Origin of the sequence: Xanthobacter wiegelii, assembly GCF_043193855.2 — a bacterium.
In the GTDB taxonomy this organism is placed as follows: domain Bacteria; phylum Pseudomonadota; class Alphaproteobacteria; order Rhizobiales; family Xanthobacteraceae; genus Xanthobacter; species Xanthobacter flavus_A.
In genome coordinates this window covers 304,928-326,173 of the sequence record NZ_CM195529.1, presented here as the reverse complement: position 1 = coordinate 326,173, position 21,246 = coordinate 304,928, and the positions used below count along the sequence as shown (strand labels likewise).

Sequence of the window (21,246 nt, the reverse complement as noted above, 5' to 3'; positions counted from 1 at the left end):
CGTTCCCCCTCCCGACCCCGCCTCCCCGCCGATGTGTGCCGGAACGGGACAGCCCTCGGCCGCCTTCACCCCGAGTTGCGCAGGCCGGCCGAGATGCCGTTGATGGAGAGCTGGATGCCGTGCAGCACCTGGTCGTCGCCGGGGCTGGCGCGGTGCTGGCGCAGCAGTTCCACCTGCAGGTGGTTCAGGGGGTCGAGATAGGGGAAGCGGTTGCGGATGGAGCGGTCCAGCAGCGGATTGCCCTCCAGCAGCTTCTGCTGGTCCATGATGGCGAGCAGGTGCTTCAGCGTCAGCTCGTATTCGGCGCGGATGCGGCCGAAGATGGCGGTGCGCAGCTCCACGTCCGGCACAAGTTCCGCATAGCGCGAGGCGATGGCGAGCGAGCTTTTGGCCAGCACCATGTCCATGTTGGACAGGAGCGTGCGGAAGAAGGGCCATTCGTGTTGCATGGCCTTGAGGAAGGAGAGGCCATAATCCGGCCGCCGCGCCACGAAGGCCTCCACCGCCGTGCCGAAGCCGTACCAGGCCGGCAGCATCAGCCGGCACTGGGCCCAGGAGAACACCCACGGAATGGCGCGCAGCTTCTCGATGGAGCGCGTCTTGGCGCGCGAGGCCGGGCGCGAGCCGATGTTCAGCGTCGCGATCTCGTTGATGACGGTGGAGGACCAGAAATAGTCCTCGAAGCCCTCGGTCTCGTAGACGAGATTGCGATAGGCGGCGAAGGCCGTGTCCGAGATGTCCTCCATGGCGGTGAGGAATTCGGTGCGCGGCGCCTTGTATTGCGGCTGGAGCAGGGACGCCTCCAGCGTCGCCGAGACCAGGATTTCCAGGTTGCGCCGCCCCACGTCCGGGTTTGAATATTTGGAGGCGATGATCTCGCCCTGCTCGGTGATGCGGATCTGCCCGTTCACCGCCCCGCCCGGCTGGGCGAGGATGGCGTCATAGCTCGGCCCGCCGCCGCGCCCCACCGAGCCGCCGCGCCCGTGGAACAGGCGAAGCCGGACCTTGTGCGCCCCGAACACCTCGATGAGGCCGATCTCCGCCTTGTACAATTCCCAGCCGGAGGTGACGAAGCCGCCGTCCTTGTTCGAATCCGAATAGCCGAGCATCACCTCCTGCTCGGCGCCGCGGCTTTCCACCAGCTTGCGATAGGCGGGAATGGCGAAGGCGCGGTCCATCACGCCGGCGCAGGCCTTCAGGTCCGAAATGGTCTCGAACAGGGGGATGATGTTCACCGCGCTGGCGAGACCGCCCGCCCCGTCGCTGGAGACGAGGCCGACTTCCTTCAGCAGCAGCGCCAGTTCGAGGAGGTCTGAAACGCCCTCGGCCTTGGAGATGATGGCGTTGGGGATTACCTCGCGCCCCAGCGCTCGGTGCGCGGCAGCCGCCTCGCGCAGGATGTCGAGCTCCGAGCAGGTCTCTTCCGAATAGGCGATGAAGGGTGAGGCAAGCGGGCGCGGTGTCGCCAGCTCCCGGAGGAGCACGGCGATGCGGGCCTCCTCGTCGAGGCCCGCATAGTTCGTGCCGGGCACAGCCTTTTCCAAGAGCTCGGCGATGACGCGCTCATGCACGTCCGAATTCTGCCGGAGGTCGATGCAGGCGAGATGGAAGCCGAAGCAGTCCGCCGCCCGCCGCAGCAGGCGCAGCCGCCCGCGCGCCAGCACCTTCGAACCGTTGGCGACGAGCGACTCGTCGATCACGTCGAGATCGGCGCGGAACTCCTGCGCCGTCACATAGGGCGCGAGCCCTTCGGCCGACAGGGGCTCGCCGCGCAGTTTGCGAGCGGTCTGGCGCAGGCGCTCCAGCACATAGGCGAGGGCGAGGCGATAAGGCTCCTCCCGGTGCTCCTGGGAGCGGTCCGGGGAGCGGGACGCGAGTTCGGTGAGGGCCTCGGAAACGCTGACGAGGCGCTGGGCGAGGGACAGTTCCGCCCCGAGCGCGACCAGCTCCTCCTCGTAATGGGCGAGGATGCGGTCGCGGTGCAGCCGCACCGTCTCCTTCAGCACATGGGCGGTGACGAAGGGATTGCCGTCGCGGTCCCCGCCGATCCAGCTGCCGATGCGCAGGAAGGAGGGCAAATCCAATTCGCCGCCCTCTTCCGCGAGGCGATCCTCGATGGCGCAGTAGAGGCGCGGCACCTCGGTGAGGAAGGTGTAGTCATAATAGGAGAGGCCGTTCGCCACCTCGTCCAGCACGGTCAGCTTGATGCGGCGGAGCAGCGCCGTCTGCCACAGGGTCAGCACCGCGCGGCGCAGGATCTCCTCGCCCTCCTCCCGCTCCTGGGGGGTGGGCACCACGCGCTCGCGGCGGTCGAGCTCGGCGGCGATCTCCATCTCCCGGTTGAGCGTGCTCTTGCGCCGCACCTCGGTAGGGTGAGCGGTGAGCACAGGGCTCATGAGCGCCCCGGAGAAGAAGTCCGCCAACGCCGCGCGGCCGATCCCCATCTGCTCGGCGCGGGAGAAGGCATTGGCGAGGCTGCCCGCGCGCGGCGCCGAGCCGGCGATGGCATGGGCGCGGTTGCGGCGGATGTGGTGCTGGTCCTCGGCGATGTTCGCGAGGTGGGAGAAATAGCTGAAGGCGCGAATGGTATCGAGGGATCGGTCCGCCGGCAGGGCGCCCAGCAGGGCGCCCAGTTCGTCGCGGGCCGCCTGGTCGTCGTCGCGGTGGAAGCGGATGGACAATTGCCGGATGCGCTCCACGAGGTCGAACACCTCGCCGCCCTCCTGGTCGCGCACGGTGTCGCCGAGGATGCGGCCGAGCAGCCGGATATCGTCACGCAGCGGCTGGTCCTTCACATCCTCAGCGCGCGGCGCGACGCCGCTTGATCGTGCCAAACCCGTCATGGTCTTCCCCCGAAACCGGCCGCGCTGCGGCGCACATCTCTTTCGACCTTAGTCTTAAGGAAATTGTGCAGGAGCGAAAGCTCGTTCCGGGCGAAGGTGATTTCACGAGACGCGAAGACGGGCCTCGGCGGCGCGGGCGGCCCCGCCCATCACCGCGAAGATGCAGGCGAAGAAGCGCTCCAGCGCGTCGCGACCGAGGGGCGAGAGCCGGCCGGTGCCGCGCGCGCCCCGCTCCACCAGTCCGCGCTCCTCGCTGAGCCGCAGCAGATCGAGCACATGCGCCCGCGACAGGTGGAAACGACGCGAGAGATCGGCGATGGAGGGCGGCTCGGTGCCGGAGCCCTCGGCGGTCAGCAGGGCGATCAGCACCATCAGTCCGCCGTCGCGATCCACCAGATCCTCCAGCTCCATCGCGGCCGAGACGGGCCGGAAGCCGGCGATGAAGGCCTCGCCCAACAGGATCGCGAGACACCGCGTGAAGGTTTCCTCATCCAGCCGGGGAGCGAGCCGGGCGAGTTCGGGATCGAGCGCGCTGCCGGCCTCGAAGACGAGACGCCAGCGCTTGTGCTGGAGCGCGACGAGCTTGGCCTGCGGCATCAGCGGCTTCACCCGGCGGTCCTCGGTCGGCGCCGCCGACGCCAGATAGCCGCCCCAGCGCATGAGGGCGAGCATCGCCTTCGCCCGGCCCCGGCTGCAGACGCCGGTGGCGGTACACAGGGCGACGATTCGCGCGGCGGTGAGCCCGCCGCCCTCCGCTGGCGGCAGGGCATCGAGATAGAGCACCAGCAGGCCCAGCATGTTGCGGCCGCGATCGCTGAGCAGGCGATTGAGCAGGCGGTTGCCGCTGTATAGCGCGCTGATCTCGCCGACGAGGCGCGCCACCGCCGGCCGGAAGGCGGGATGGGCGGCGAGCGCAGCCCGCGCCTCCGGTCCGCACGCGTCATCGATCCAATCCACCGCCGGATCTACCCGCACCACCAACCGTTCCGGCACCCGCGCCTCCGCTTCGTCGTTCCGCGGCGACCCGACGTCAGTCAGGCCAAGAATCGCCATTGCGGTATGACAGGATGGCGTCTAGGTCACCGGGAGTCACCTCGGCGCGATGTCACCCCGGGCGTCACGCACAGGTGTCTTCTGAGGATGCCGAGGCCGCCCATGCGACTGCGCCTGCTGACACGTTCCGCTTTCCTTGCCGCAACTCTCGCCGCGCTGCCTCCGGCCGCCGTCGTCACGCTTGCGACGACCGCCCCGGCCGGTGCCGTGGTCTATTGCAGGGCGGTTGGTGTGCCGAAGGGCTGCGTCGCCCGTCCGGCGGCCCCCGCGGCGCGCGCTGCTGTCTATTGCACCCGGCCCGGCTATCCTGCCGGCTGCGTGCCCGGTGCAGGTGCACCCGGCGTGGGCGTCACCCCCGGCGTCGGCGTCGGTGCGCGCGGTGTCGGCGTCGCGCCCGGAGCCGGCGTGAATGCCGGCGGCCCGGTGAACCGCGTCGGCGTGCGCTGATCGCGCGTGTTCTGAAATCCACTGGAGGCAACACCCCATGAAGTCCCTGCTCTGCGCCGCTGCCCTCACCCTCGCCTGCGCCGCCCCGGCGCTCGCCGACAAGGCGGCCGCCGACCAGTGCGCCGCCGGCCTCGGTGCCGACGCCAAGGCGATCTATGCCGCCGCTGCGCCGGGCTTTGCCGGCGCTTCCGACCCCCGCGCGCTCGTGACCGAGAAGACCAAGGCCCTGGTCCAGTCCGGCGCCGTCTCCATGAGCAACGCCCGCCCCGCCGCCGAGGCGGCCGGCGCCTGCCTCACCCAGCTCCGCTGATCCAACAGGCCGCCGGCTCCGCTGGAGCGGGCGGCCGATCAGGGGTCCTTAAGCCGGTAGTCGGCTTGCCCGAGGCGGCGGGACGGGTCTAAGGCTGGCTTCCCCTGCCTCCCGCCCCGACCGGCCCATGACCCAAAAGTCCGACACGCCCCACACGCCCGATACCCTTCTCGCTTTCCTCGCGCAGAACGACATCCCCGGCACCACCTATGATCACCCGCCCGTGCATACGGTGGCCGAATCGCAGGCGCTGCGCGGCGACATTCCCGGCGCCCACACCAAGAACCTGTTTCTGCGCGACGGGAAGAAAACCTATTTCCTGCTGACGCTGGCCGAGGACACCCCGGTGAACCTCAAGGCGCTGCGCGGGCCGCTCGGGGCAAAAGGCTCGCTGTCCTTCGCCTCGCCCGAGGCGCTCATGGAGCATCTCGGCATCCTGCCCGGCTCGGTGAGCCTGCTCGCGCTCGTCAACGACACCGACGGCCGGGTCCGCTTCGCCATCGACGCCGCGCTCATGCGCGCCGATCTCGTGGGCTGCCACCCGCTCACCAATGCCCGCACCACCGTGCTCACACCGGACGCCCTGCGCGCCTTCTTCCGCCTCACCGGCCACGAGGCGATGGAGGTGGAGATTCCAACGGCCGAGGAGGCCTGAGCCCCGCCTGACGGGCGCAGGGTCTCAGTTTTGGCAGGGTTTCAATTTTCGCAAGGCTTCATGGCGCTCTCGTCCGAGCCGGCCTGGGCGAGCAGCCCGCGAAGGTCGATGTCCTGGATCAGCGTCACGAAATTCCCGCCCGGCTTCAGGCGGAGATAGGTGCTGAGCAGCAGCGGCCCGGCCGGCAGGGCGCCGCGCACGCAGCCCTCCGCTGACACCGCGAGCGACCCGCTGGCGCGCCGCCCCTTCGCCAGCTCGTCCGATTTCAGCGCCAGCGCCGCGCTGCGCGCCGCCTCCAGCTTGCGCCGGCCCTCGTCCGTCAGCCGGAAGACGGTGATGCGCATGCCCGCCCGCTCCTCCTCCTTCAGCGCCGCGAGGGCCTTCGGGTCCGTCTCCACCTCCAGCGTTGCCTGCACGACGGTCTTGCCGGCCTCCTCGCCCTGTCGCCAGTAAGACATGACGACGAACGCCCCGCCGGGCACCGGGGCGATCTCCTTCGGCGCGCGCACGGCCGCACGCAGGACGGTGAGGTCCGCCGTCTCGAGATCGAGCGTGGCTAGCTGCGGCAGGGAACTGATCGGCACATGGGAGCAGGCCGCCACCGAGAGAACAGACATCAACAAGGCGAGCGGCCGCAAGGAGCGCGCAAGGGCGGGAAAGAAACGCATTCGATCTCTCATTTTGGGTTGAATAATTACTGTTTTACGATAAAAAATGAATGCGTCAAGGAAAGGCCACGCATGTCACCTCCGCCCCTCGATCCCAGACTCCACCGCGTCGTGCGCCTCGGCCGCGCTCTGTCCGTCGCCACCCTTGTGGTCCTGCTGCTGCTGGTGGCGTTCGGCCTCGGCATCTGGCTGTCGCCGGGGCTGGTGGAGCGGGTGATCGTCCCGCGCGTCGGCCTCGCCGGGCATCCGGTGGCGCTCGATGGCGCGAGCCTCGCCGCCGGCCTCGCGATTTCCGCGATCCCGCTCGGCATCCTCGCCTACGGCCTGCTTCAGGTGCGCCAGATCTTCCGGGATTTCGGGCGCGGCGAACTCATCTCCGCCGTGCTGGCGGTCCGGCTGGAACGCTTCGGCGCTGCCGTGGCGCTTCAGGGGCTGATCGCGCCCTTCATCGGGGTGGCGCTGAGCATCGCCCTCACCCTCGGCAACCCGCCGGGCGCGCGGGCCATCGCCATCTCGATCTCCAGCCATGACGTGGTGGCGGTGATCGTCGGGCTGCTCGTCATCGGGGTGGGCGCGGTCATGCGCGAGGCGGCGCGGATCGCCGAAGAAAACGCGAGCTTCATCTGAGCGGGGAGGCTATGGGAGCACCATGCCCATCATCGTCAATCTCGACGTGATGCTGGCGCGCCGCAAGATGCGCTCGCGCGAGCTTGCCGAGCGCATCGGCATCACCGAGCAGAACGTCTCATTGCTCAAGTCCGGCAAGGTTCGCGGCGTGCGTTTCGATACGCTCGCCCGCATCTGCGAAACCCTCGGCTGCCAGCCCGGCGACATTCTGGAATTCGTGCCCGGACCGGATGCGGCGGAGGAAAGCGAGGGGGATTAGAGCCCCGCTTCGCCCCCCGCCCGGGCGTCATAGGCGGCCTGGGCGGCCAGCACCGCATCCATGTTGTGCTCGGCCCAATGGGCGATGGCTGCCACCGCGTCGGTCAGCGTGCGACCGAGGGGCGTGAGCGCATATTCCACCGTGACCGGCACCGTGGGGAAGACCGCCCGCGAGAGGAGGCCGTCACGCTCCAGCTTCTTCAGCGTCTGCGACAGCACCTTCTGCGAGATGCCCTTGATGTCCCGCCTCAGGTGGTTGAACCGCACCGGCCCCTCGCGCAGACGGTCGAGGATCAGGACCGCCCATTTGTCGGCGATCCGGTCCAGCACCATGCGCGTGGGGCATTGCGCCTCGTAGACGTCGAACGGCCAGGCAAGGCGGCAGCTGTCGTCGCCCCGCATCTGGATGTCCTGCGGTTTCCCGGAAGTGACCATGTGAGTTCGAAGTGCTCTCTTTTGGGCTCTGTCACACAAGAGTATGTATCCGATCGGAAGCTGGTTTCAAATTGAAACCTAACCTTGGGCGCCGCGCCACCGCTGGCCGGCCAGCAGGAGAGCCATCATGTCCGGTCAGATTCTGGTTTTCGCCGCCAATGGCAATGTGGGCCAGCCGCTGGTGGCGGCCCTCCTCGCGAAGGGTGAGCAGGTGAAGGCCGCTTCCCGTACGGGCACGGCCGTTGGCGGAGCGCTGGGCGTGGCGGTCGATATGGACAACCCGTCCACCTTCGCGACTGCCTTCGAGGGCGCGGACCGGGTGTTTCTTCTCGCCCCCACCGGCTCCCTCGACATCACCGACCGGCTCCTGCCGGTGATCGAGGCCGCCGCCGCCCGCAAGGCGAAGGTGGTGCTGATGACCGCGCTCGGCGTCGATGCGGACGAGGCCATCCCCTACCGGCAGGTGGAGCTGGCGCTGGAGCGCTCCGGTACGCCGTTCGTGATCGTGCGGCCGAACTGGTTCGCGGACAATTTCCACACCTTCTGGAAGCCCGGCATCGACCATGGCGTGATCGCGGTGCCCGCGGGCGACGGCAAGACGAGCTTCATCGACACCCGCGATATCGCCGAAAGCGCCGCCGCGGCCCTCACCACGGACCGCTTCGATGGGCGCGCCTTCAACCTCACCGGCCCCGAGGCGCTGAGCTATGGCGAGGCGGCGGCCGTCCTCTCGCGGGTGACGGGCAAGGCCATCGCCTATACGCCGGTGGACGACGACGGTTTCGTCGGCATCCTCACGGGCGCAGGCGTTCCGGAGGCCTATGCGCGCTTCCTCGCCACGCTCTTCCATCCCGTCCGCGAGGGATGGACGGCGCGCGTCACCGGCGATGTGGAGACCCTGACGGGCCACGCACCTCGGTCACTCGCGACCTACGCGCAGGACAACGCCGCCCGGCTCGCCTGAAGCGCCGGGTCACGGCTCCATGCGGGAGCGGACGAAAGCGGGAGCGGACGAAAGCGGGAGCGGACGAAAGCGTCCGCTCCCAGCTCGATTGAAGGGACCTTCGTCGCCCGCCGCGCTCAGTTGCCCCCGTCCAGCAGGCGGCGGGCGATGACCTGCGCCTGGATCTCCGCAGCGCCCTCGAAGATGTTGAGGATGCGCGCGTCGCACAGGATGCGCGACACCGGATATTCCAGCGCGAAGCCGTTGCCGCCGTGGATCTGCAAGGCGTTGTCCGCCGCCGCCCAGGCGACGCGCGCGCCGAGCAGCTTGGACATGCCGGCCTCGAGGTCCGTGCGGCGCCCCTCGTCCTTGGCGCGGGCGGCGAAATAGGTGATCTGGCGGGCGATCATGGTCTCCACCGCCATCATCACGATCTTGTCGGCAACGCGGGGGAAGTTGATGAGCGCCTTGCCGAACTGGATGCGCTCCTGGGCATATTTCAGGCCGACTTCCATGGCCGCCTGGGCCACGCCCACGGCGCGGGCGGCGGTCTGGATGCGGGCGCTCTCGAAGGTGGTCATGAGCTGCTTGAAGCCCTGCCCCTCCTCGCCGCCGAGCAAGTTCTTCGCCGGCACGGTGAAGCCGTCGAAGCCGATTTCGTATTCCTTCATGCCGCGATAGCCGAGCACCTCGATCTCGCCGCCGGTCATGCCCTCGGCCGGGAACGGGTTCTCGTCCGAGCCGCGCGGCTTTTCGGCGAGCAGGATGGACAGGCCCTTGTAGCCGGGCTCCGCCGGATTGGTGCGCACCAAAAGGGTCATGATGTCGGCGCGGACCGGATGGGTGATCCAGGTCTTGTTGCCGTTGACCTTGTAGACGTCACCCTCCTTCACCGCGCGGGTGCGCAGCGAGGCAAGGTCCGAGCCGGTGTTGGGCTCGGTGAACACCGCCGTGGGCAGGATCTCGCCCGAGGCGATCTTGGCCAGGAAGTGGCCCTTCTGTTCATCGGTGCCGCCGGCGAGGATCAGCTCCGCCGCGATCTCCGAGCGGGTGCCGAGCGAGCCGACGCCGATATAGCCGCGCGACAGCTCCTCGGTGACGACGCACATGGCCTCCTTCGGCAGGCCGAGGCCGCCGAATTCCTCAGGGATGGTGAGGCCGAACACGCCCATCTCGGAGAGCTGGGCGATGATCTCCAGCGGGATGTAATCGTTCTTCAGGTGCCACTCATGGGCGTGGGGGGCGACCTCCGCCTCCACGAAGCGGTGCATCTCGGTGCGCATCGCCTCGGTGGTCTCGTCGAGGCCCGCTTCGCCGATGGTGCCGGCGAGATGCGCGTCGCGGATGATGTCGGCGAGCGCGGCGCGGCTGGCCGCCGTGTTGCCGTTCTCCACCAGCGCCGCGATGGCCGGCTCGGCGGCCAGCGCCGCAATGGTTGCGCCGGAGACGTAAAGATCGGGCAACCGCACGATCTCGCCCTGGCTCATGGGAATGCCGCCGAGGATCTGCGCGAGATACTCGCCGAGGCCGATCTGCACGATCAGCTTCTCGGTGTCGCCGAACTTGCCCATCTCGGTCAGGCGGTCGGCATAGTGCACCAGCTCGCGCACGGAGAAGACATAGGTCGCGAGCCAGGCGAGACCGTGGGTGGCGCGCTGCTCCTTCTCCAGCAGGACGGAGGAGATGCGCCCGCCGTCCGTCACCTTGGCCTTCACCAGGGAGGTCGCCTCGGCCAGCAGCTTCTCCAGGCTGTCGGTGGCGGCCCGCCCGAGCGCAACGGCGTCAAACTCTTCTGTCGCGACGGACTGAACGGCAGCGCTGGCGGACATGAACTCTCCCCCTTGATTGTGCATTGCGCAATTGACCTATCCTTGCCCCGGAACCGGGCCAAGGCAACGCCTGATTACGAAAGCCGGGATCGGCCCGGATCAGGTGCCGCGCCGCAAATGGTGCGGCGCATGCGCCTAGATACGGCATCCGCCGCCGCGGTCGATCCGACTTTCGCCGTGAGCGGGCGAAGCGGGGTCGCCCGGTCAGGGGGCCTCGCCCTGCACTTCGGCGAGGCGGGCGGACAGGTCCTCCAGGTTCTCGCGCATGTGGACGCAGGCCGAGACCGCCGAGAAGAGGGCGGTCAACGCCTCCGAACTCACCCCGCCCAACGCGCCTTGCGTGTTGAGCTGCTCGATGCGCGCCTCCAGCGCCGCCACCGCCGCCCCAGCCGCATCGGCGCGGGTGGAGAGATCAGGCGCGGGCTGGCCGTCGAGCCGGTCCGCGATGGCCGTCATGTGGGCCGAGAGGGCCATCGTCGCAGCGGTGAGGGCGGCGGAGACGAGGCCCGCGAGGGGCTCGTCCAGCGGCCGGTCCGCATTGCGCAGCAGGATGATGGCGGAATGCCACAGCCGCCGGGCGCCGCGCACCACGGGTGCGGGATCGGTCTGGGTGGTCAGGCGACCGGCCTGCTCGGCCCGCACCTCCACCAGCCGCAGGTCGGCCGCGCGCAGGGCAAGGCGCGCCCCGGCGTTGAGCCGGTCGATGGCCGAGGGGTCGAGCCCTTGCCCCAGAAGCCCGCCGCGCCCGAGGTCCAGCAACTGGGCAGTGAGACGCAGCGCCTTGGCGCAGTGGGGAAAGAGTTTCCCCAGCGCACGTTCGGGCAGGATGAGGATGGCGCACAGCAGCCCCACGACGCCGCCGAGCGCGATCTCCGCCACCCGCGTCAGGCCGGAGATCCAAGGCGCCACGTCGCCGGGATGGGCGAGCATGACGATGACCACCGTCACGGGGGCCAGCTTGAAGCTGGTCGAGCGCGCCGCCAGCGCCGCCGCGATGAACACCGCCACCGCGAGCACGAGCACCGTTTCGAGCGGCGACCCGCCCGCCAACATCGCCCCGGCCACGCCGACGACGCCGCCCGCCAGCGTTCCCAGCGCCCGGTCGATGGCCACCGACAGGCTGGCGCCCAGCGTCGCCTGCACGACGAGGATGGCGGTGAGGACCGCCCAATAGCCGTTGGGCAGGGAAAACTGCTCCGCCAGCAGATAGGTGACGATGCCGGCGATGGTGGCCCGCAGGGCGAGCTTGAGATGGCCCGGCGCGATGAGGGTGCCCATTCGCTCCCGCAGCGTGGGAACGCGCGGGGCGTCCAGCGGCGTTGCATTCAAAGACGCGGCCGGAGAAGGCGCGGCCCCGGGGGCTTCAGCCGGGGGTGGGGCCGGGGGCGGATCAGCCGGGGACTCGGGCTGGCGCGGCATGGGGATCTCGGCGGGGTCCGGGCACCGGAGGGGCGGGCGACCTGTCCTCGCTGTTTAGCCGAAGGGCGCCGCCGCCACCAGCCGGGCGGTGGACAGGCGGCCCGGGCGCTTGCCATTCCGCCCGGAAAGCCCGATGTGACTTGAAACGGGAGACCACATGCTGCGGCGCATCTACCATATCGTTCTGGATGCGTTCTGGACCTTCTCCGCCGACGACGGCTGGGCCATTGCCAGCCATATCGCCCTGTCGGCGCTCATGTCCCTGTTCCCGTTTCTCATCTTCGTCACCGCGCTCGCCGGCTTCCTCGACCTGCGGCCACTGGCGCAGGAAACCATCCAGCTCATTCTGGAGACGTGGCCGGAGCAGGTGGCCGGCCCCATCTCCCGCGAGATCTACAATGTGGTGAACCAGGTGCGCACGGACGTGCTCACCTATGGCGTGGTGCTGGCCCTCTATTTCTCCTCCAACGGCATCGAGAGCCTGCGCATCGGCCTCAACCGTGCCTACGGCATGAAGGAGATGCGGGCCTGGTACTGGCTGCGGCTGGAATCGATCGGATACGTGCTCATCGCCGCCGCCGCCATGCTGGCGCTCTCCTTCCTCGTCGTGCTGGGGCCGCTCTTGTGGCAGACGGCTGTGGCGCAGGTGCCGGCGCTCAAGCGTTTCTCAGGCACCATCACCGTGCTGCGCTTCGGCGCCACGTCCATCATCCTGGTGGTGTCGCTGCTGGTGGCGCATCTGTGGCTGCCGGCCGGGCGGCGCAAGCTCGCGGAGGTGGCGCCCGGCATTCTGGTGACGCTGGTGATGTGGCTGGTCGGCGCGTCGGCGTTCGGCTTCTATCTGGCGGAATTCCCGGCCAACTACGTCACCACCTATGCCGGCCTCGCCTCGGTGATGATCGCGCTGGTCTTCCTCTACCTCACCGCCTCCATCTTCGTGTTCGGCGGCGAACTCAATGCCGCCATCAAGCGCGCCTTCGCCCCCGAGCCCACGCATGACGAGGCCGAGGCGTTGAAGGCGGCGTCCTGAGGCGGCCATGCGCGCGCTCCCGCCCGACCCCCGGCCGGATGGCCGCCAGTCGGAGACCGCCCGGGCGGTCCAGCGCGGCGTGCTGCGCCATCTGGCGCTGTCGGGCATGGCCGGGCTGCCGGAATTCTCGCTGGTGAGCGGGCGGCGGGCCGACATTCTCGCTTTGGGTGCGAAGGGCGAGATCACCATCATCGAGATCAAGTCGTCGGTGACGGATTTCCGCACCGACGCCAAGTGGCACGAATACCGCGATTTCTGCGACCGGCTGATGTTCGCCGTTCCGATGGATTTCCCGGTGGAGATCCTGCCCGAGGACACCGGCCTCTTCGTCGCCGATGCGTTCGGGGCCGAATGCCTGAGGCCGGCCCCGCTCCATCCCCTGCCGGCTGCGACCCGCAAGGCGCTGACGCTGCGCTTCGCCCGCGCCGCCGCCACCCGCCTTGCCGTGCTCTACGACCCGGATCTGCTGCGGGCAGACCTGTAGCCCGCTCGCTCAGCCGACGGAAACCGCTACCGCGGCGCCCACGCCCTTGCCTTGGCGGGAGCCGCTACCGCGGCGCCCACGCCCTTGCCTTGGCGGGAGCCGCTACCGCGGCGCCCGCTTGGCCAGAATCCGCTGCAGGGTGCGGCGGTGCATGGACAGGCGGCGGGCGGTCTCGGACACGTTGCGGCCGCACAATTCATAGACCCGCTGGATGTGCTCCCAGCGCACCCGGTCCGCCGACATGGGATTCTCGGGCGGGGTCGGCTTGTGATCGGCATTGGCGAGGAGCGCCGCCACCACGTCGTCCGCATCGGCGGGCTTCGCGAGGTAATCCACCGCGCCCAGTTTCACCGCCGTGACTGCGGTGGCGATGTTGCCATAGCCGGTGAGGACTATGGCGCGGGCACCGGGGCGGTGCTTCTTCAGGGCCGAGATCACGTCGAGGCCGGTGCCGTCACCGAGGCGCATGTCCACCACGGCGTAGGCCGGGGCCGAGGCTTCGACGCGGGCGAGGCCGTCCGCCACCGTCTCGGCGGTGGCCACCTCGAAGCCACGGGCTTCCATGGCCCGCGCGAGGCGCTGGAGGAAGGACCGATCATCATCGACGATCAGAACCGATCGGTCTTCCCCCACCTCAGGCATCTCGTTCATCGCGTCTTCCTCAATCCCTCATCGGCAATGCCGGCAAAACAAGCTCGGGGCTCTGCGGCTTTTACGCCGATATCCCCGTAGATTAATCCGATCCGCGTCCCTTTGTCGCGTCCCCATCCACTTCGATCGCCAACGCATTGCGCGGCCAGTGAATGCCGATGACCGCGCCGGTGGCCGGCGGAGGGCGATTTTCAAAGGTCAAATTGGCCCCGGTGCGCTCCAGAAGCGTCTTGGCGATGAAGAAGCCGAGGCCGAGGCCGCTCTCGGCCTCAAGGTCCGCATCCTGCCGCTCGCGGGCGCGGGAGGTGACGTAGGGCTGGCCGATGCGGCCGGAAATCTCCGGCGAGAATCCGGGGCCGTCATCGGCGACGACGATGTCGAGGCCCGACGGGGTCCACTGGGCGCTGATGTCCACCCGGGTCGCGGCGAAATCGACCGCATTCTCCACGAGATTGCCGAGGCCGTAGAGCAGCCCCGGATTGCGGGCGATGACCGGCGCGTCCGGATCGTCCTTCACCGAGACGGCGATGGTGATGCCGAAATTGCGGTGCGGCTCCACCACCTCCTCCAGCAGCAGGGCAAGGGGCATGCGGTCGAACGGCGCATCGCCGGACCTGAGTGAGGTGAGCGTCTGCAGGATGTCACGGCAGCGTGCCACCTGATCGCGCAACAGCGCCACATCCTCGCTGTAGGGGCTGTCGTTGCCGATGGAGCGATGCATCTCCTTCACCACCAAGGCGATGGTGGAAAGCGGCGTGCCCAATTCATGGGCGGCGGCGGCGGCGAGGCCGTCGATGGCGGTGAGGTGCTGTTCGCGGGCCAGCACCAGTTCGGTCGCCGCCAGTGCGTCGGCAAGCTCCCGCGCCTCCTCCGCCACGCGCCACGCATGCATGCCGATGAAGCCGACCGCCACGGACAGAGACACCCATATACCGGCGAGATACAGGTCCGGCAGCACCGGCACATCGGCACCGGCCCATGGCAGCGGGCGGGTCCACAGCCCCACCGCGCCGGCGCAGGCGACCGCGAGGATGCCGAGCAGCACGGTCGTGCTCCAGGCGAGGGCGGTGGCGGAGATCATCACCGGCGCCAGATAGAGCAGGACGAACGGGTTTTTCAGTCCGCCCGTCAGATAAAGCAGAGCCGTAAGCTGGAGCACGTCATAGGCGAGCAGCGGTCCTGCCGCTGCGTCCCCGAGCCGGCGGGCCACGGGATATTTCACTCGCAGCAGGACATTCACCAGCGCGGAGAGGCCGACCACCGCAAGGCAGGAGGTCAGCGGCAATGGGAAGCCGAGGCCGAGATTGACCACGATCAGCGCCGCAATCTGGCCCGAAATGGCCAGCCACCGCAGGCGAATGAGTGTGTCGAGGCGCAGGCCGAACGATCTGCCGTTGGGCGGCGTTATAAAGGCTGTGGTCATGGGGTAGCGATTCCGGTGTCCCGATGCAGGTGAGCAAGCCTCTGGAAAGGGAATAGTGACCCTAGTGCCATAGCAGCCGAACAATAGCGGCCTATGTCTTTTGTCGGCATTGACCAACCCTGGAAGTCGGCTCACGCTTGCGTCAACGTGCCGCCTTTCTAGGCAGGCAGTAACGGTGAGGACCACTCATGGCAATCGGCGAGTTCGCAAGTGCCACCCGGCTGCCGCGCCAAGGCGACGTCGGGCTCTCGACGCCGCTCTACTGGATGTACGAGATGGGCTATGCCGCGCTCAACCCGTCCCGGGCGATGGCTGACGCCAGCCGTATGTTCCTGAAGAACCCGATCAACCCCGTCTCGCATACCACCATCGGCAAGTCCATGGCGGCCGCCTGCGAGCTGTTCGAGCGCACCACGCGCCGCTACGGCAAGCCGGACTGGGGCATCACCCATACCTCGGCCGGCGGCCAGAATGTGCCGATCCACGTCAACACCGTGTGGGAGCGCCCCTTCTGCCGGCTGCTGCATTTCGAGCGCGCGTTCGAATATCCGCCGCGCCGTCCGCAGCCGCGCCTGCTCATCGTCGCCCCGGTGTCCGGCCACCACGCCACGCTGCTGCGCGGCACGGTGGAGGCCATGCTGCCGACCCACGACGTCTACGTGACCGACTGGATCGACGCCAAGCTGGTGCCCATGTCGGAAGGCCGCTTCAACCTGTCCGATTATGTGGACTACCTCATCTCCATCTTCCACCGCATGGGCGGCAACTGCCACGTGATGGCCGTGTGCCAGCCCGCGGTGCCTGTGATGATGGCCATCGCCCGCATGGAAGCGGAGGAAGACCCCTTCGTGCCGAGGTCCATGGTGCTCATGGGCGGTCCCATCGATACGCGCGAGGCGCCGACGGCGGTGAACGCCCTCGCCAAGGACCGTGGCATCGACTGGTTCCGCCGCAATGTCATCACCACGGTGCCGTGGCCGCATCCCGGCGCGCTGCGCGAGGTCTATCCGGGCTTCCTGCAGCTGAACGGGTTCATGTCCATGAACCTCGACCGGCACCTTCAGGCCCACTGGGACCTGTTCCGGCACCTGGTGAAGGGCGACGGCGATTCGGCGGAGAAGCACCGCGACTTCTACGACGAGTACCTCGCCGTCATGGACCTCACCGCGGATTTCTACCTGGAAACCGTGGAGAATGTCTTCATCACCCATGCCCTGCCCAAGGGCGAGATCATGCATCATTCGCAGGTGGTGAAGCCGGAGGCCATTCACCGCGTCGCGCTGATGACGGTGGAAGGCGAGAAGGACGACATCTCCGGCATCGGCCAGACCAAGGCCGCGCACAAGCTGTGCCCGCGGATTCCGGAGGATATGCGCGCCCATTGGGAGCAGCCCGGCGTCGGCCATTACGGCGTCTTCAACGGCTCGCGCTTCCGCTCGGAGATCGCCCCCCGCATCTCCGATTTCATCCTCTCCCAGGAATTCCGCCGCGACGGTCGCGCTCGCCCCATGCCGGACCGCCCGGCCCCGGAAGCCGCCGGAGAGGAAGAGCCGGACGTGTTCGCGCTCAACAAGAAAGTGACCGCGCTTTATCCCCGGATTGCGCCGACTTAGTACTGGCGGGGGGGCGCAAATCTTGTGAAGATGCCGGAGGTAACTTCGCTCCGGCTGTCCAATGCTGTTTCGTCGCCAGACTCGCAATGAGGACCGCAAGACGCCGCTTTCCACCGGCGCCGAGACCATCGAGCTTGAGCTCGATGACGAGTTGCTGCGCGTCATGGTTCGGCGCCATCCGCAGGCGCGCCGGCTGACGCTGAGGGTCCGCGCCACCTCCCGCGACGTGACCCTGACGGCGCCGCCGCACGTCGCGCTGTCCTTCGCCCGCGCTTTCGTGGAGCGGCATCGCGAATGGGTCCGGGTGCGCCTCGTGCGCCTGCCGGAGGCGGTGCCGTTCGTGGACGGTGCCGTCATTCCCCTCCGCGGCGAGCCGCATCGCATCGTCCATCGCCCCGATGCGCGCGGCACGGTGTGGATCGAGCCCGGCCGCGGCATGCCCACGCTCTGCGTCGCGGGGGAAGCGCCGCACATCGCCCGGCGCGTGCAGGACTTCCTGAAGAAGGAGGCGCGGCGCGATCTCGCCGCCGCGGTCAGGCATTATACCGGTGCGCTTCGGGTCGAGGTCGGCCGGCTGACGCTGCGCGACACGGCGAGCCGCTGGGGCTCGTGCTCGGCGCGCGGCGACCTCTCCTTCTCCTGGCGGCTGATCCTCGCGCCCGCGTTCGTGCTGGACTATCTCGCGGCGCACGAAGTGGCGCATCGCCTGGAGATGAACCACGGGGTGCGCTTCTGGCGGCTGGTGGAGCAGGTCTGCCCCAACCGGAAGGAAGCGGAGGCGTGGCTGAGGCGCCACGGCTCCGAACTTCACCGCTACGGGGAAGGCTGAGCGGCCCGTCCAGGCCGCATCGCCTCTTCAGCCGACCTTCTTGCCGCCGATGGCGATCGCGCCGGGGCCGGCCGCGAAATAGATCAGCAATCCGCCGATGATGCCCACGTTCTTGAGGAACTGGGTCTGCTGGGCCGCCTGGGCAGCGGCGTCGGGGAACGTCCAGAACAGGTGCGAGACCATCGTCGCGACAACGGTGAAGCCGGCCATCCAGATGGCGGTCGCCCGCGGAAAGAGCCCGACGATCAGCAGCAGCGGCCCGACCACCTCGGTCGCGGCGGCGATCGGCGCAAGCACCTGCGGTACGGGAACGCCCTTGCCGGCCAGGAAACCGGTGAAGCCGGAGAGATTGCTCAGCTTGCTGATGCCCGAGGGCAGGAACAGGGCGGCGAGAAAAAGCCGGCCCACGAGCAGGGCGAGATCATCAAGGATACGCAAGGCGTCATCTCCAACACGCACTTCACCATGCGGAAGCGTGGCGAGTGTGTGCTGTCGGTAACGGGGCGCCGCAACCCCGCAGAGGGAGGTTTCAGGACACTATTGCGTGTGGTCCCGCCCTGCCTCCTCGGCGGCGGCGAACATCGGCCGGGCCGCCACCGGCAGGGCCACCGACAGGCCGGCGAAGCGGAACAGGTGGTGCGCGCTCATGAAGGCCGGGTCGTAGCCCATGGCGAAGCCGAGGGCCGTCATGGCTTCAAGCGCGCCGGGCGCGAAGGCAGTAACGAGCTTGCCGAGATCGTCCCCCGTCAGCCAGGCGGCGAGCACGGCGAACAGGGTGGAGATCGCCACCGCCACCAGGAAGGCCCCCAGCGAGGCGAGCACATAGGCCCGGATGGTGGTGAGCGACGTGCCGATGAAGCGCACGCCCACGCTGGCGCCCAGCACGACGAATGCCGGGATGAGCAGGCCCGAGGGCAGCACGGCGGTGGACAGGCTCGTGGCATGCAGTACGGCACTGCCGGCCAGCGCCCCGAGGATCAGCCCGCCCGGGAGCTTGAGCCGCGCCGCGAGCAGCGCCGCGCCGGTACAGACGACGATGAGGACGACGATCTCGCCCAGGGTCGAGATATGGGGTGGCGGCGGCACGCCACCCGCCGTCAGGCCGAGCGCGGCCAGAACGTTGGGAAGGGCCGCCACCAGCAGGAACAGGCGCAGCGTCTGGGCGAAGGCCACCTGCCGCAGGTCCGCGCTGGTATCCGCCGCCATGGCCACGACCGTACCGAAGGCGCCAGGCGCGGAGGCCCAGAAGGCGGTCTCCCGGCTCCAGCCCGCGATACGGGTGAGAAACAGCGTTGCACCCGCCATGGTACCGAGCACGCTGGCCCCGAGGCACGCCATGCTCACCGGCCAGGTGGCGGCGCGGGCGAAGGTCTCCGGCGTCAGCATGGTTCCCATGGAGGTACCGAGCACCACGAAGGCGAGGAAGCGCAGCCATTCCGGCAACACGATCCGCACGCCGGCCAGCGCGAGGCCGATGCAGGCGACGAGCGAGCCCGAGATCCATGCCGCCGGCAGGCCGAGCAGCGCGAAGGCGCCGCCGCCAAGAGCGCCGGCCCCCAGCGTCACCGCCGCCGAGGCGGCAGACCGCATCCGGAAGGGCAAGCCCCTCACGCGGCGTCCGATCCCGGCGGCCGGGTCCGCTCCAGCCAGTTCACGAGCCGCCGGCTCGCCTCGGCGAGCTGCGCATCGCCACGCGCGAAGCACAGGCGCATGAAGCCCTCGCCCCCGAGACCGAAAGCCGTGCCGGGGGCAAGGCCCACGTTGGCCTCGTCCACCAGCGTGAGGCCCAGGCTGCGCACGTCGCGCCGGCCCTCGATGCCGAAGAACAGGTAGAAGGCGCCGGGCGGCTTCACGAGATCCACCCGGCCGGTGGCGAGCAGCGCATCGCCTACGAGATCACGGCCGCGCCGGGCGCGGGCGATCTGCTCGGCGACGAACGGCTCGCCCTGCTCGAGCGCCGCGATGGCACCGCGCTGCATGAAGGCGGCGACGCCGGAGGTGGAATACTGGATGAGATTCTCGATGATCTGGCCGAGGCGCGGATGCGCTTCCAGCCAGCCGATGCGCCAGCCGGTCATGGCCCAGTTCTTGGAGAAGGTCTGGACGAAAAGGATGTGGTCCTCCTCGTCCATGATGTCGTGGAAGGACGGCGCCCGCCCCGCCTCGCCATAATAGAAGCGGCCGTAGATCTCGTCGGCGATGATCCACAGGCCATGGCGGCGGGCGAGCGAGAGCACCGCCCTGAGGTCATCCAGCGTCGCCACGAAGCCGGTGGGATTGGCCGGGGTGTTGAGGAAGATGGCGCGGGTCGCGGGTGTCACGGCCGCGGCGAGGCGGTCATGGTCGAGGGTGAAGCCTTGGGGGCCATAGTTGAAGGGCACATAGACGGCGCGCGCGCCGGCCTTCTGTGCTGCCGCCGCGGCGTTGGGCCAGGTGGGGGAGGGAATGAGCACCTCGTCCCCCGCCCCGGCCACCAGCGCCATGGCCACATGGATGGCCTGCATGCCCGATCCGGTGACGAAATAGCGCTCCGGCGCTTCCGGCACGCCGTAGAGCCCGCCCATGTAGCGGGCGATGGCGGCGCGCAGCTCCGGCAGGCCGCGCTGCCAGGTGTAGAAGGTCTCGCCCGCGTGGAGGGCCGTCGCCGCCGCCTCGCAGATGAAGGGCGGGGTGGGCACGTCGCCCTCGCCGGCCCAGAGCGGGATCATGCCGGGCCGGTCGCGGCCGTAATTCATCACCTCCACGATCCCGCTCTCGGGCAAAGCGCGCACATGCTCGCGCACGCGCTCCAGATAGGGATCCTCAACGGGCAAGGCGGGGACGGGCGCAGCAGGGGACATCATGGCTTGCTCGCGGGCATGAAGCGGGGTGGCGGCGCGGCGAGACAGGCCCTGCGCCGGCGCGACTTATAGAGCCTCGGCGCGCCCGTGCGCCATCAAATGACGTGGCAGGCGCATCAGCATCGATGATGAATCCCGCCTCCCGTTGCGGCATTGCACAAACGCAATGGCCTCTTGCGAAGCGAGGCCGTTGCCGGCGGGGACGCGCGGTCCTACGTCCTTTGCATCACCAACGCACCTCCGTGCGCCCGCCGGTTCAAATTGGATGCCCCCCATGTCGCAGACCGTCACTCCGGCCATTGATGCCGCCGCTATCGACCGCCTCTTCCTCGCCGCCCGGACCCAGAACGCCTGGACCGATGCCCCCGTCAGCGAGGCGGAAGTGCGCGCGCTCTATGATCTGGTGAAGTACGGCCCGACCTCCGCCAACACCGCGCCCGCCCGCTATGTGTTCCTCACCACCCCGGAAGCCAAGGAGCGCCTGCGCCCTGCCCTGCCGGAGAGCAACCACAAGATCCTCGCCGCGCCGGTGGTGGCCATCATCGGCTACGCCCTCGACTTCCACGACAAGATCCCCGAGCTGTTCCCGCACTATCCGCAGTTCCGCGACCTGTTCATCAACAATCCCGGGATGATCGAGCCCCACGCCTTCCGCAATTCCTCGCTGCAGGGCGCCTATCTCATCCTCGCCGCCCGTGCGCTCGGCCTCGATGTCGGCCCCATCTCCGGCTTCGACGCCGCCAAGGTGGATGCGGAATTCTTCCCCGGTGGCACCACCAAGACCAATTTCATCGCCGCCATCGGCCATGGCGATGCCTCCAAGGTGATGCCCCGCCTGCCGCGCCTCGCCTTCGAGGACGCCGCGCAGATCCTCTGATCGCGCTCCCGG

At 68.9% G+C, this 21,246-nt stretch carries 22 protein-coding genes; 11 read left to right on the top strand and 11 right to left on the bottom strand.

Annotation, left to right across the window (positions count from 1 at the left end; genetic code table 11):
* Positions 1-65: 65 nt before the first annotated feature.
* Together ppc and V5F63_RS01480 are read right to left on the bottom strand one after the other, a co-directional pair.
* Complete coding sequence (gene ppc, locus V5F63_RS01485; RefSeq protein ID WP_394101358.1) at positions 66-2,843, bottom strand: phosphoenolpyruvate carboxylase; 2,778 nt, start codon at positions 2,841-2,843, stop codon at positions 66-68.
* A gap of 102 nt (positions 2,844-2,945) precedes the next feature.
* Positions 2,946-3,836: a hypothetical protein gene (locus V5F63_RS01480; RefSeq protein WP_209487397.1), complete on the bottom strand. Its 891-nt coding sequence runs from the start codon at positions 3,834-3,836 to the stop codon at positions 2,946-2,948.
* Positions 3,837-3,998: 162 nt separating this feature from the next.
* On the opposite strand from V5F63_RS01480, the gene V5F63_RS01475 reads away from it, so the two are divergent.
* The 3 genes from V5F63_RS01475 (at position 3,999) to V5F63_RS01465 (ending at position 5,308) form a co-directional block, all read left to right on the top strand.
* Entirely contained in the window at positions 3,999-4,343 is a 345-nt protein-coding gene (locus V5F63_RS01475; RefSeq protein ID WP_245327308.1) for a hypothetical protein, read from the top strand.
* A 37-nt stretch (positions 4,344-4,380) separates the two neighbouring features.
* Positions 4,381-4,653, top strand: coding sequence for a hypothetical protein (locus V5F63_RS01470; RefSeq protein WP_209487396.1), 273 nt, complete (start codon positions 4,381-4,383; stop codon positions 4,651-4,653).
* Between the two features lie 127 nt (positions 4,654-4,780).
* Positions 4,781-5,308, top strand: coding sequence for a prolyl-tRNA synthetase associated domain-containing protein (locus V5F63_RS01465; protein WP_394101357.1), 528 nt, complete (start codon positions 4,781-4,783; stop codon positions 5,306-5,308).
* A 41-nt stretch (positions 5,309-5,349) separates the two neighbouring features.
* Here the strand turns inward: V5F63_RS01465 and V5F63_RS01460 are convergent, their stop codons facing one another.
* On the bottom strand, positions 5,350-5,976 hold the full coding sequence (locus tag V5F63_RS01460) for a hypothetical protein (protein WP_394101356.1): 627 nt from the start codon (positions 5,974-5,976) through the stop codon (positions 5,350-5,352).
* Positions 5,977-6,048: 72 nt separating this feature from the next.
* Here V5F63_RS01460 and V5F63_RS01455 point away from each other — a divergent pair, with 72 nt between their 5' ends.
* Positions 6,049-6,603, top strand: coding sequence for a DUF2975 domain-containing protein (locus V5F63_RS01455; RefSeq protein WP_209487393.1), 555 nt, complete (start codon positions 6,049-6,051; stop codon positions 6,601-6,603).
* Positions 6,604-6,625: 22 nt separating this feature from the next.
* Positions 6,626-6,862 (top strand): helix-turn-helix domain-containing protein, encoded by a 237-nt coding sequence (locus V5F63_RS01450; protein ID WP_394101355.1) that lies wholly within the window; start codon positions 6,626-6,628, stop codon positions 6,860-6,862.
* Here the strand turns inward: V5F63_RS01450 and V5F63_RS01445 are convergent.
* Complete coding sequence (locus V5F63_RS01445; protein ID WP_394028317.1) at positions 6,859-7,263, bottom strand: winged helix-turn-helix transcriptional regulator; 405 nt, start codon at positions 7,261-7,263, stop codon at positions 6,859-6,861. The genes V5F63_RS01450 and V5F63_RS01445 overlap by 4 nt on opposite strands.
* Before the next feature lie 160 nt (positions 7,264-7,423).
* Between V5F63_RS01445 and V5F63_RS01440 the strand changes: the two genes are divergently transcribed.
* Complete coding sequence (locus V5F63_RS01440) at positions 7,424-8,260, top strand: SDR family oxidoreductase (RefSeq protein ID WP_394101354.1); 837 nt, start codon at positions 7,424-7,426, stop codon at positions 8,258-8,260.
* Between the two features lie 116 nt (positions 8,261-8,376).
* On the opposite strand, the gene V5F63_RS01435 is transcribed toward V5F63_RS01440, so the two are convergent.
* The gene (locus V5F63_RS01435; protein WP_394101353.1) at positions 8,377-10,068 is read right to left on the bottom strand and encodes an acyl-CoA dehydrogenase family protein; all 1,692 of its coding nucleotides are present in this window, start codon (positions 10,066-10,068) and stop codon (positions 8,377-8,379) included.
* A 204-nt stretch (positions 10,069-10,272) separates the two neighbouring features.
* A complete protein-coding gene (locus V5F63_RS01430) occupies positions 10,273-11,346 on the bottom strand; it encodes an FUSC family protein (RefSeq protein ID WP_394101352.1) in 1,074 nt (357 codons plus the stop codon).
* Positions 11,347-11,644: 298 nt separating this feature from the next.
* Here V5F63_RS01430 and V5F63_RS01425 point away from each other — a divergent pair, with 298 nt between their 5' ends.
* Positions 11,645-12,517 (top strand): YihY/virulence factor BrkB family protein, encoded by an 873-nt coding sequence (locus V5F63_RS01425; protein WP_209487387.1) that lies wholly within the window; start codon positions 11,645-11,647, stop codon positions 12,515-12,517.
* Positions 12,518-12,524: 7 nt separating this feature from the next.
* Positions 12,525-13,001: an MmcB family DNA repair protein gene (locus V5F63_RS01420; protein WP_209487386.1), complete on the top strand. Its 477-nt coding sequence runs from the start codon at positions 12,525-12,527 to the stop codon at positions 12,999-13,001.
* Positions 13,002-13,103: 102 nt separating this feature from the next.
* On the opposite strand, the gene V5F63_RS01415 is transcribed toward V5F63_RS01420, so the two are convergent.
* Positions 13,104-13,652 (bottom strand): ActR/PrrA/RegA family redox response regulator transcription factor, encoded by a 549-nt coding sequence (locus tag V5F63_RS01415; protein WP_281066338.1) that lies wholly within the window; start codon positions 13,650-13,652, stop codon positions 13,104-13,106.
* Positions 13,653-13,734: 82 nt separating this feature from the next.
* Entirely contained in the window at positions 13,735-15,075 is a 1,341-nt protein-coding gene (locus V5F63_RS01410; RefSeq protein ID WP_209487385.1) for an ActS/PrrB/RegB family redox-sensitive histidine kinase, read from the bottom strand.
* 188 nt (positions 15,076-15,263) lie between these two features.
* Between V5F63_RS01410 and V5F63_RS01405 the strand changes: the two genes are divergently transcribed.
* On the top strand, positions 15,264-16,688 hold the full coding sequence (locus tag V5F63_RS01405; RefSeq protein WP_209487384.1) for a polyhydroxyalkanoate depolymerase: 1,425 nt from the start codon (positions 15,264-15,266) through the stop codon (positions 16,686-16,688).
* Positions 16,689-16,749: 61 nt separating this feature from the next.
* On the top strand, positions 16,750-17,517 hold the full coding sequence (locus tag V5F63_RS01400) for a M48 family metallopeptidase (protein ID WP_394028322.1): 768 nt from the start codon (positions 16,750-16,752) through the stop codon (positions 17,515-17,517).
* 27 nt (positions 17,518-17,544) lie between these two features.
* Here V5F63_RS01400 and V5F63_RS01395 read toward each other — a convergent pair whose 3' ends face one another.
* The 3 genes from V5F63_RS01395 to V5F63_RS01385 form a co-directional block, all read right to left on the bottom strand.
* Positions 17,545-17,955, bottom strand: a complete 411-nt coding sequence (locus V5F63_RS01395) for a DoxX family protein (protein WP_209487382.1) — start codon at positions 17,953-17,955, stop codon at positions 17,545-17,547.
* Between the two features lie 99 nt (positions 17,956-18,054).
* Entirely contained in the window at positions 18,055-19,107 is a 1,053-nt protein-coding gene (locus V5F63_RS01390; protein WP_394101351.1) for an AbrB family protein, read from the bottom strand.
* A gap of 17 nt (positions 19,108-19,124) precedes the next feature.
* The gene (locus tag V5F63_RS01385; protein WP_394101350.1) at positions 19,125-20,360 is read right to left on the bottom strand and encodes a pyridoxal phosphate-dependent aminotransferase; all 1,236 of its coding nucleotides are present in this window, start codon (positions 20,358-20,360) and stop codon (positions 19,125-19,127) included.
* 271 nt (positions 20,361-20,631) lie between these two features.
* Here V5F63_RS01385 and V5F63_RS01380 point away from each other — a divergent pair, with 271 nt between their 5' ends.
* Positions 20,632-21,234, top strand: coding sequence for a malonic semialdehyde reductase (locus tag V5F63_RS01380; RefSeq protein WP_209487380.1), 603 nt, complete (start codon positions 20,632-20,634; stop codon positions 21,232-21,234).
* Positions 21,235-21,246 lie beyond the last annotated feature (12 nt).

Excerpts from the sequence above, each read along its gene's own strand:
- V5F63_RS01430 (WP_394101352.1), bottom strand. The coding sequence starts at position 11,346 with ATGGGCACCCTCATCGCGCCGGGCCATCTCAAGCTCGCCCTGCGGGCC.
- V5F63_RS01465 (WP_394101357.1), top strand. The coding sequence starts at position 4,781 with ATGACCCAAAAGTCCGACACGCCCCACACGCCCGATACCCTTCTCGCT.
- V5F63_RS01400 (WP_394028322.1), top strand. The coding sequence starts at position 16,750 with ATGCTGTTTCGTCGCCAGACTCGCAATGAGGACCGCAAGACGCCGCTT.
- V5F63_RS01410 (WP_209487385.1), bottom strand. The coding sequence starts at position 15,075 with ATGACCACAGCCTTTATAACGCCGCCCAACGGCAGATCGTTCGGCCTG.
- V5F63_RS01390 (WP_394101351.1), bottom strand. The coding sequence starts at position 19,107 with ATGCGGTCTGCCGCCTCGGCGGCGGTGACGCTGGGGGCCGGCGCTCTT.
- V5F63_RS01455 (WP_209487393.1), top strand. The coding sequence starts at position 6,049 with ATGTCACCTCCGCCCCTCGATCCCAGACTCCACCGCGTCGTGCGCCTC.
- V5F63_RS01415 (WP_281066338.1), bottom strand. The coding sequence starts at position 13,652 with ATGAACGAGATGCCTGAGGTGGGGGAAGACCGATCGGTTCTGATCGTC.
- V5F63_RS01380 (WP_209487380.1), top strand. The coding sequence starts at position 20,632 with ATGTCGCAGACCGTCACTCCGGCCATTGATGCCGCCGCTATCGACCGC.
- V5F63_RS01470 (WP_209487396.1), top strand. The coding sequence starts at position 4,381 with ATGAAGTCCCTGCTCTGCGCCGCTGCCCTCACCCTCGCCTGCGCCGCC.
- V5F63_RS01420 (WP_209487386.1), top strand. The coding sequence starts at position 12,525 with ATGCGCGCGCTCCCGCCCGACCCCCGGCCGGATGGCCGCCAGTCGGAG.
- V5F63_RS01385 (WP_394101350.1), bottom strand. The coding sequence starts at position 20,360 with ATGATGTCCCCTGCTGCGCCCGTCCCCGCCTTGCCCGTTGAGGATCCC.
- V5F63_RS01450 (WP_394101355.1), top strand. The coding sequence starts at position 6,626 with ATGCCCATCATCGTCAATCTCGACGTGATGCTGGCGCGCCGCAAGATG.
- V5F63_RS01405 (WP_209487384.1), top strand. The coding sequence starts at position 15,264 with ATGGCAATCGGCGAGTTCGCAAGTGCCACCCGGCTGCCGCGCCAAGGC.
- V5F63_RS01475 (WP_245327308.1), top strand. The coding sequence starts at position 3,999 with ATGCGACTGCGCCTGCTGACACGTTCCGCTTTCCTTGCCGCAACTCTC.
- V5F63_RS01425 (WP_209487387.1), top strand. The coding sequence starts at position 11,645 with ATGCTGCGGCGCATCTACCATATCGTTCTGGATGCGTTCTGGACCTTC.
- V5F63_RS01445 (WP_394028317.1), bottom strand. The coding sequence starts at position 7,263 with ATGCGGGGCGACGACAGCTGCCGCCTTGCCTGGCCGTTCGACGTCTAC.
- ppc (WP_394101358.1), bottom strand. The coding sequence starts at position 2,843 with ATGACGGGTTTGGCACGATCAAGCGGCGTCGCGCCGCGCGCTGAGGAT.
- V5F63_RS01440 (WP_394101354.1), top strand. The coding sequence starts at position 7,424 with ATGTCCGGTCAGATTCTGGTTTTCGCCGCCAATGGCAATGTGGGCCAG.
- V5F63_RS01460 (WP_394101356.1), bottom strand. The coding sequence starts at position 5,976 with ATGCGTTTCTTTCCCGCCCTTGCGCGCTCCTTGCGGCCGCTCGCCTTG.
- V5F63_RS01435 (WP_394101353.1), bottom strand. The coding sequence starts at position 10,068 with ATGTCCGCCAGCGCTGCCGTTCAGTCCGTCGCGACAGAAGAGTTTGAC.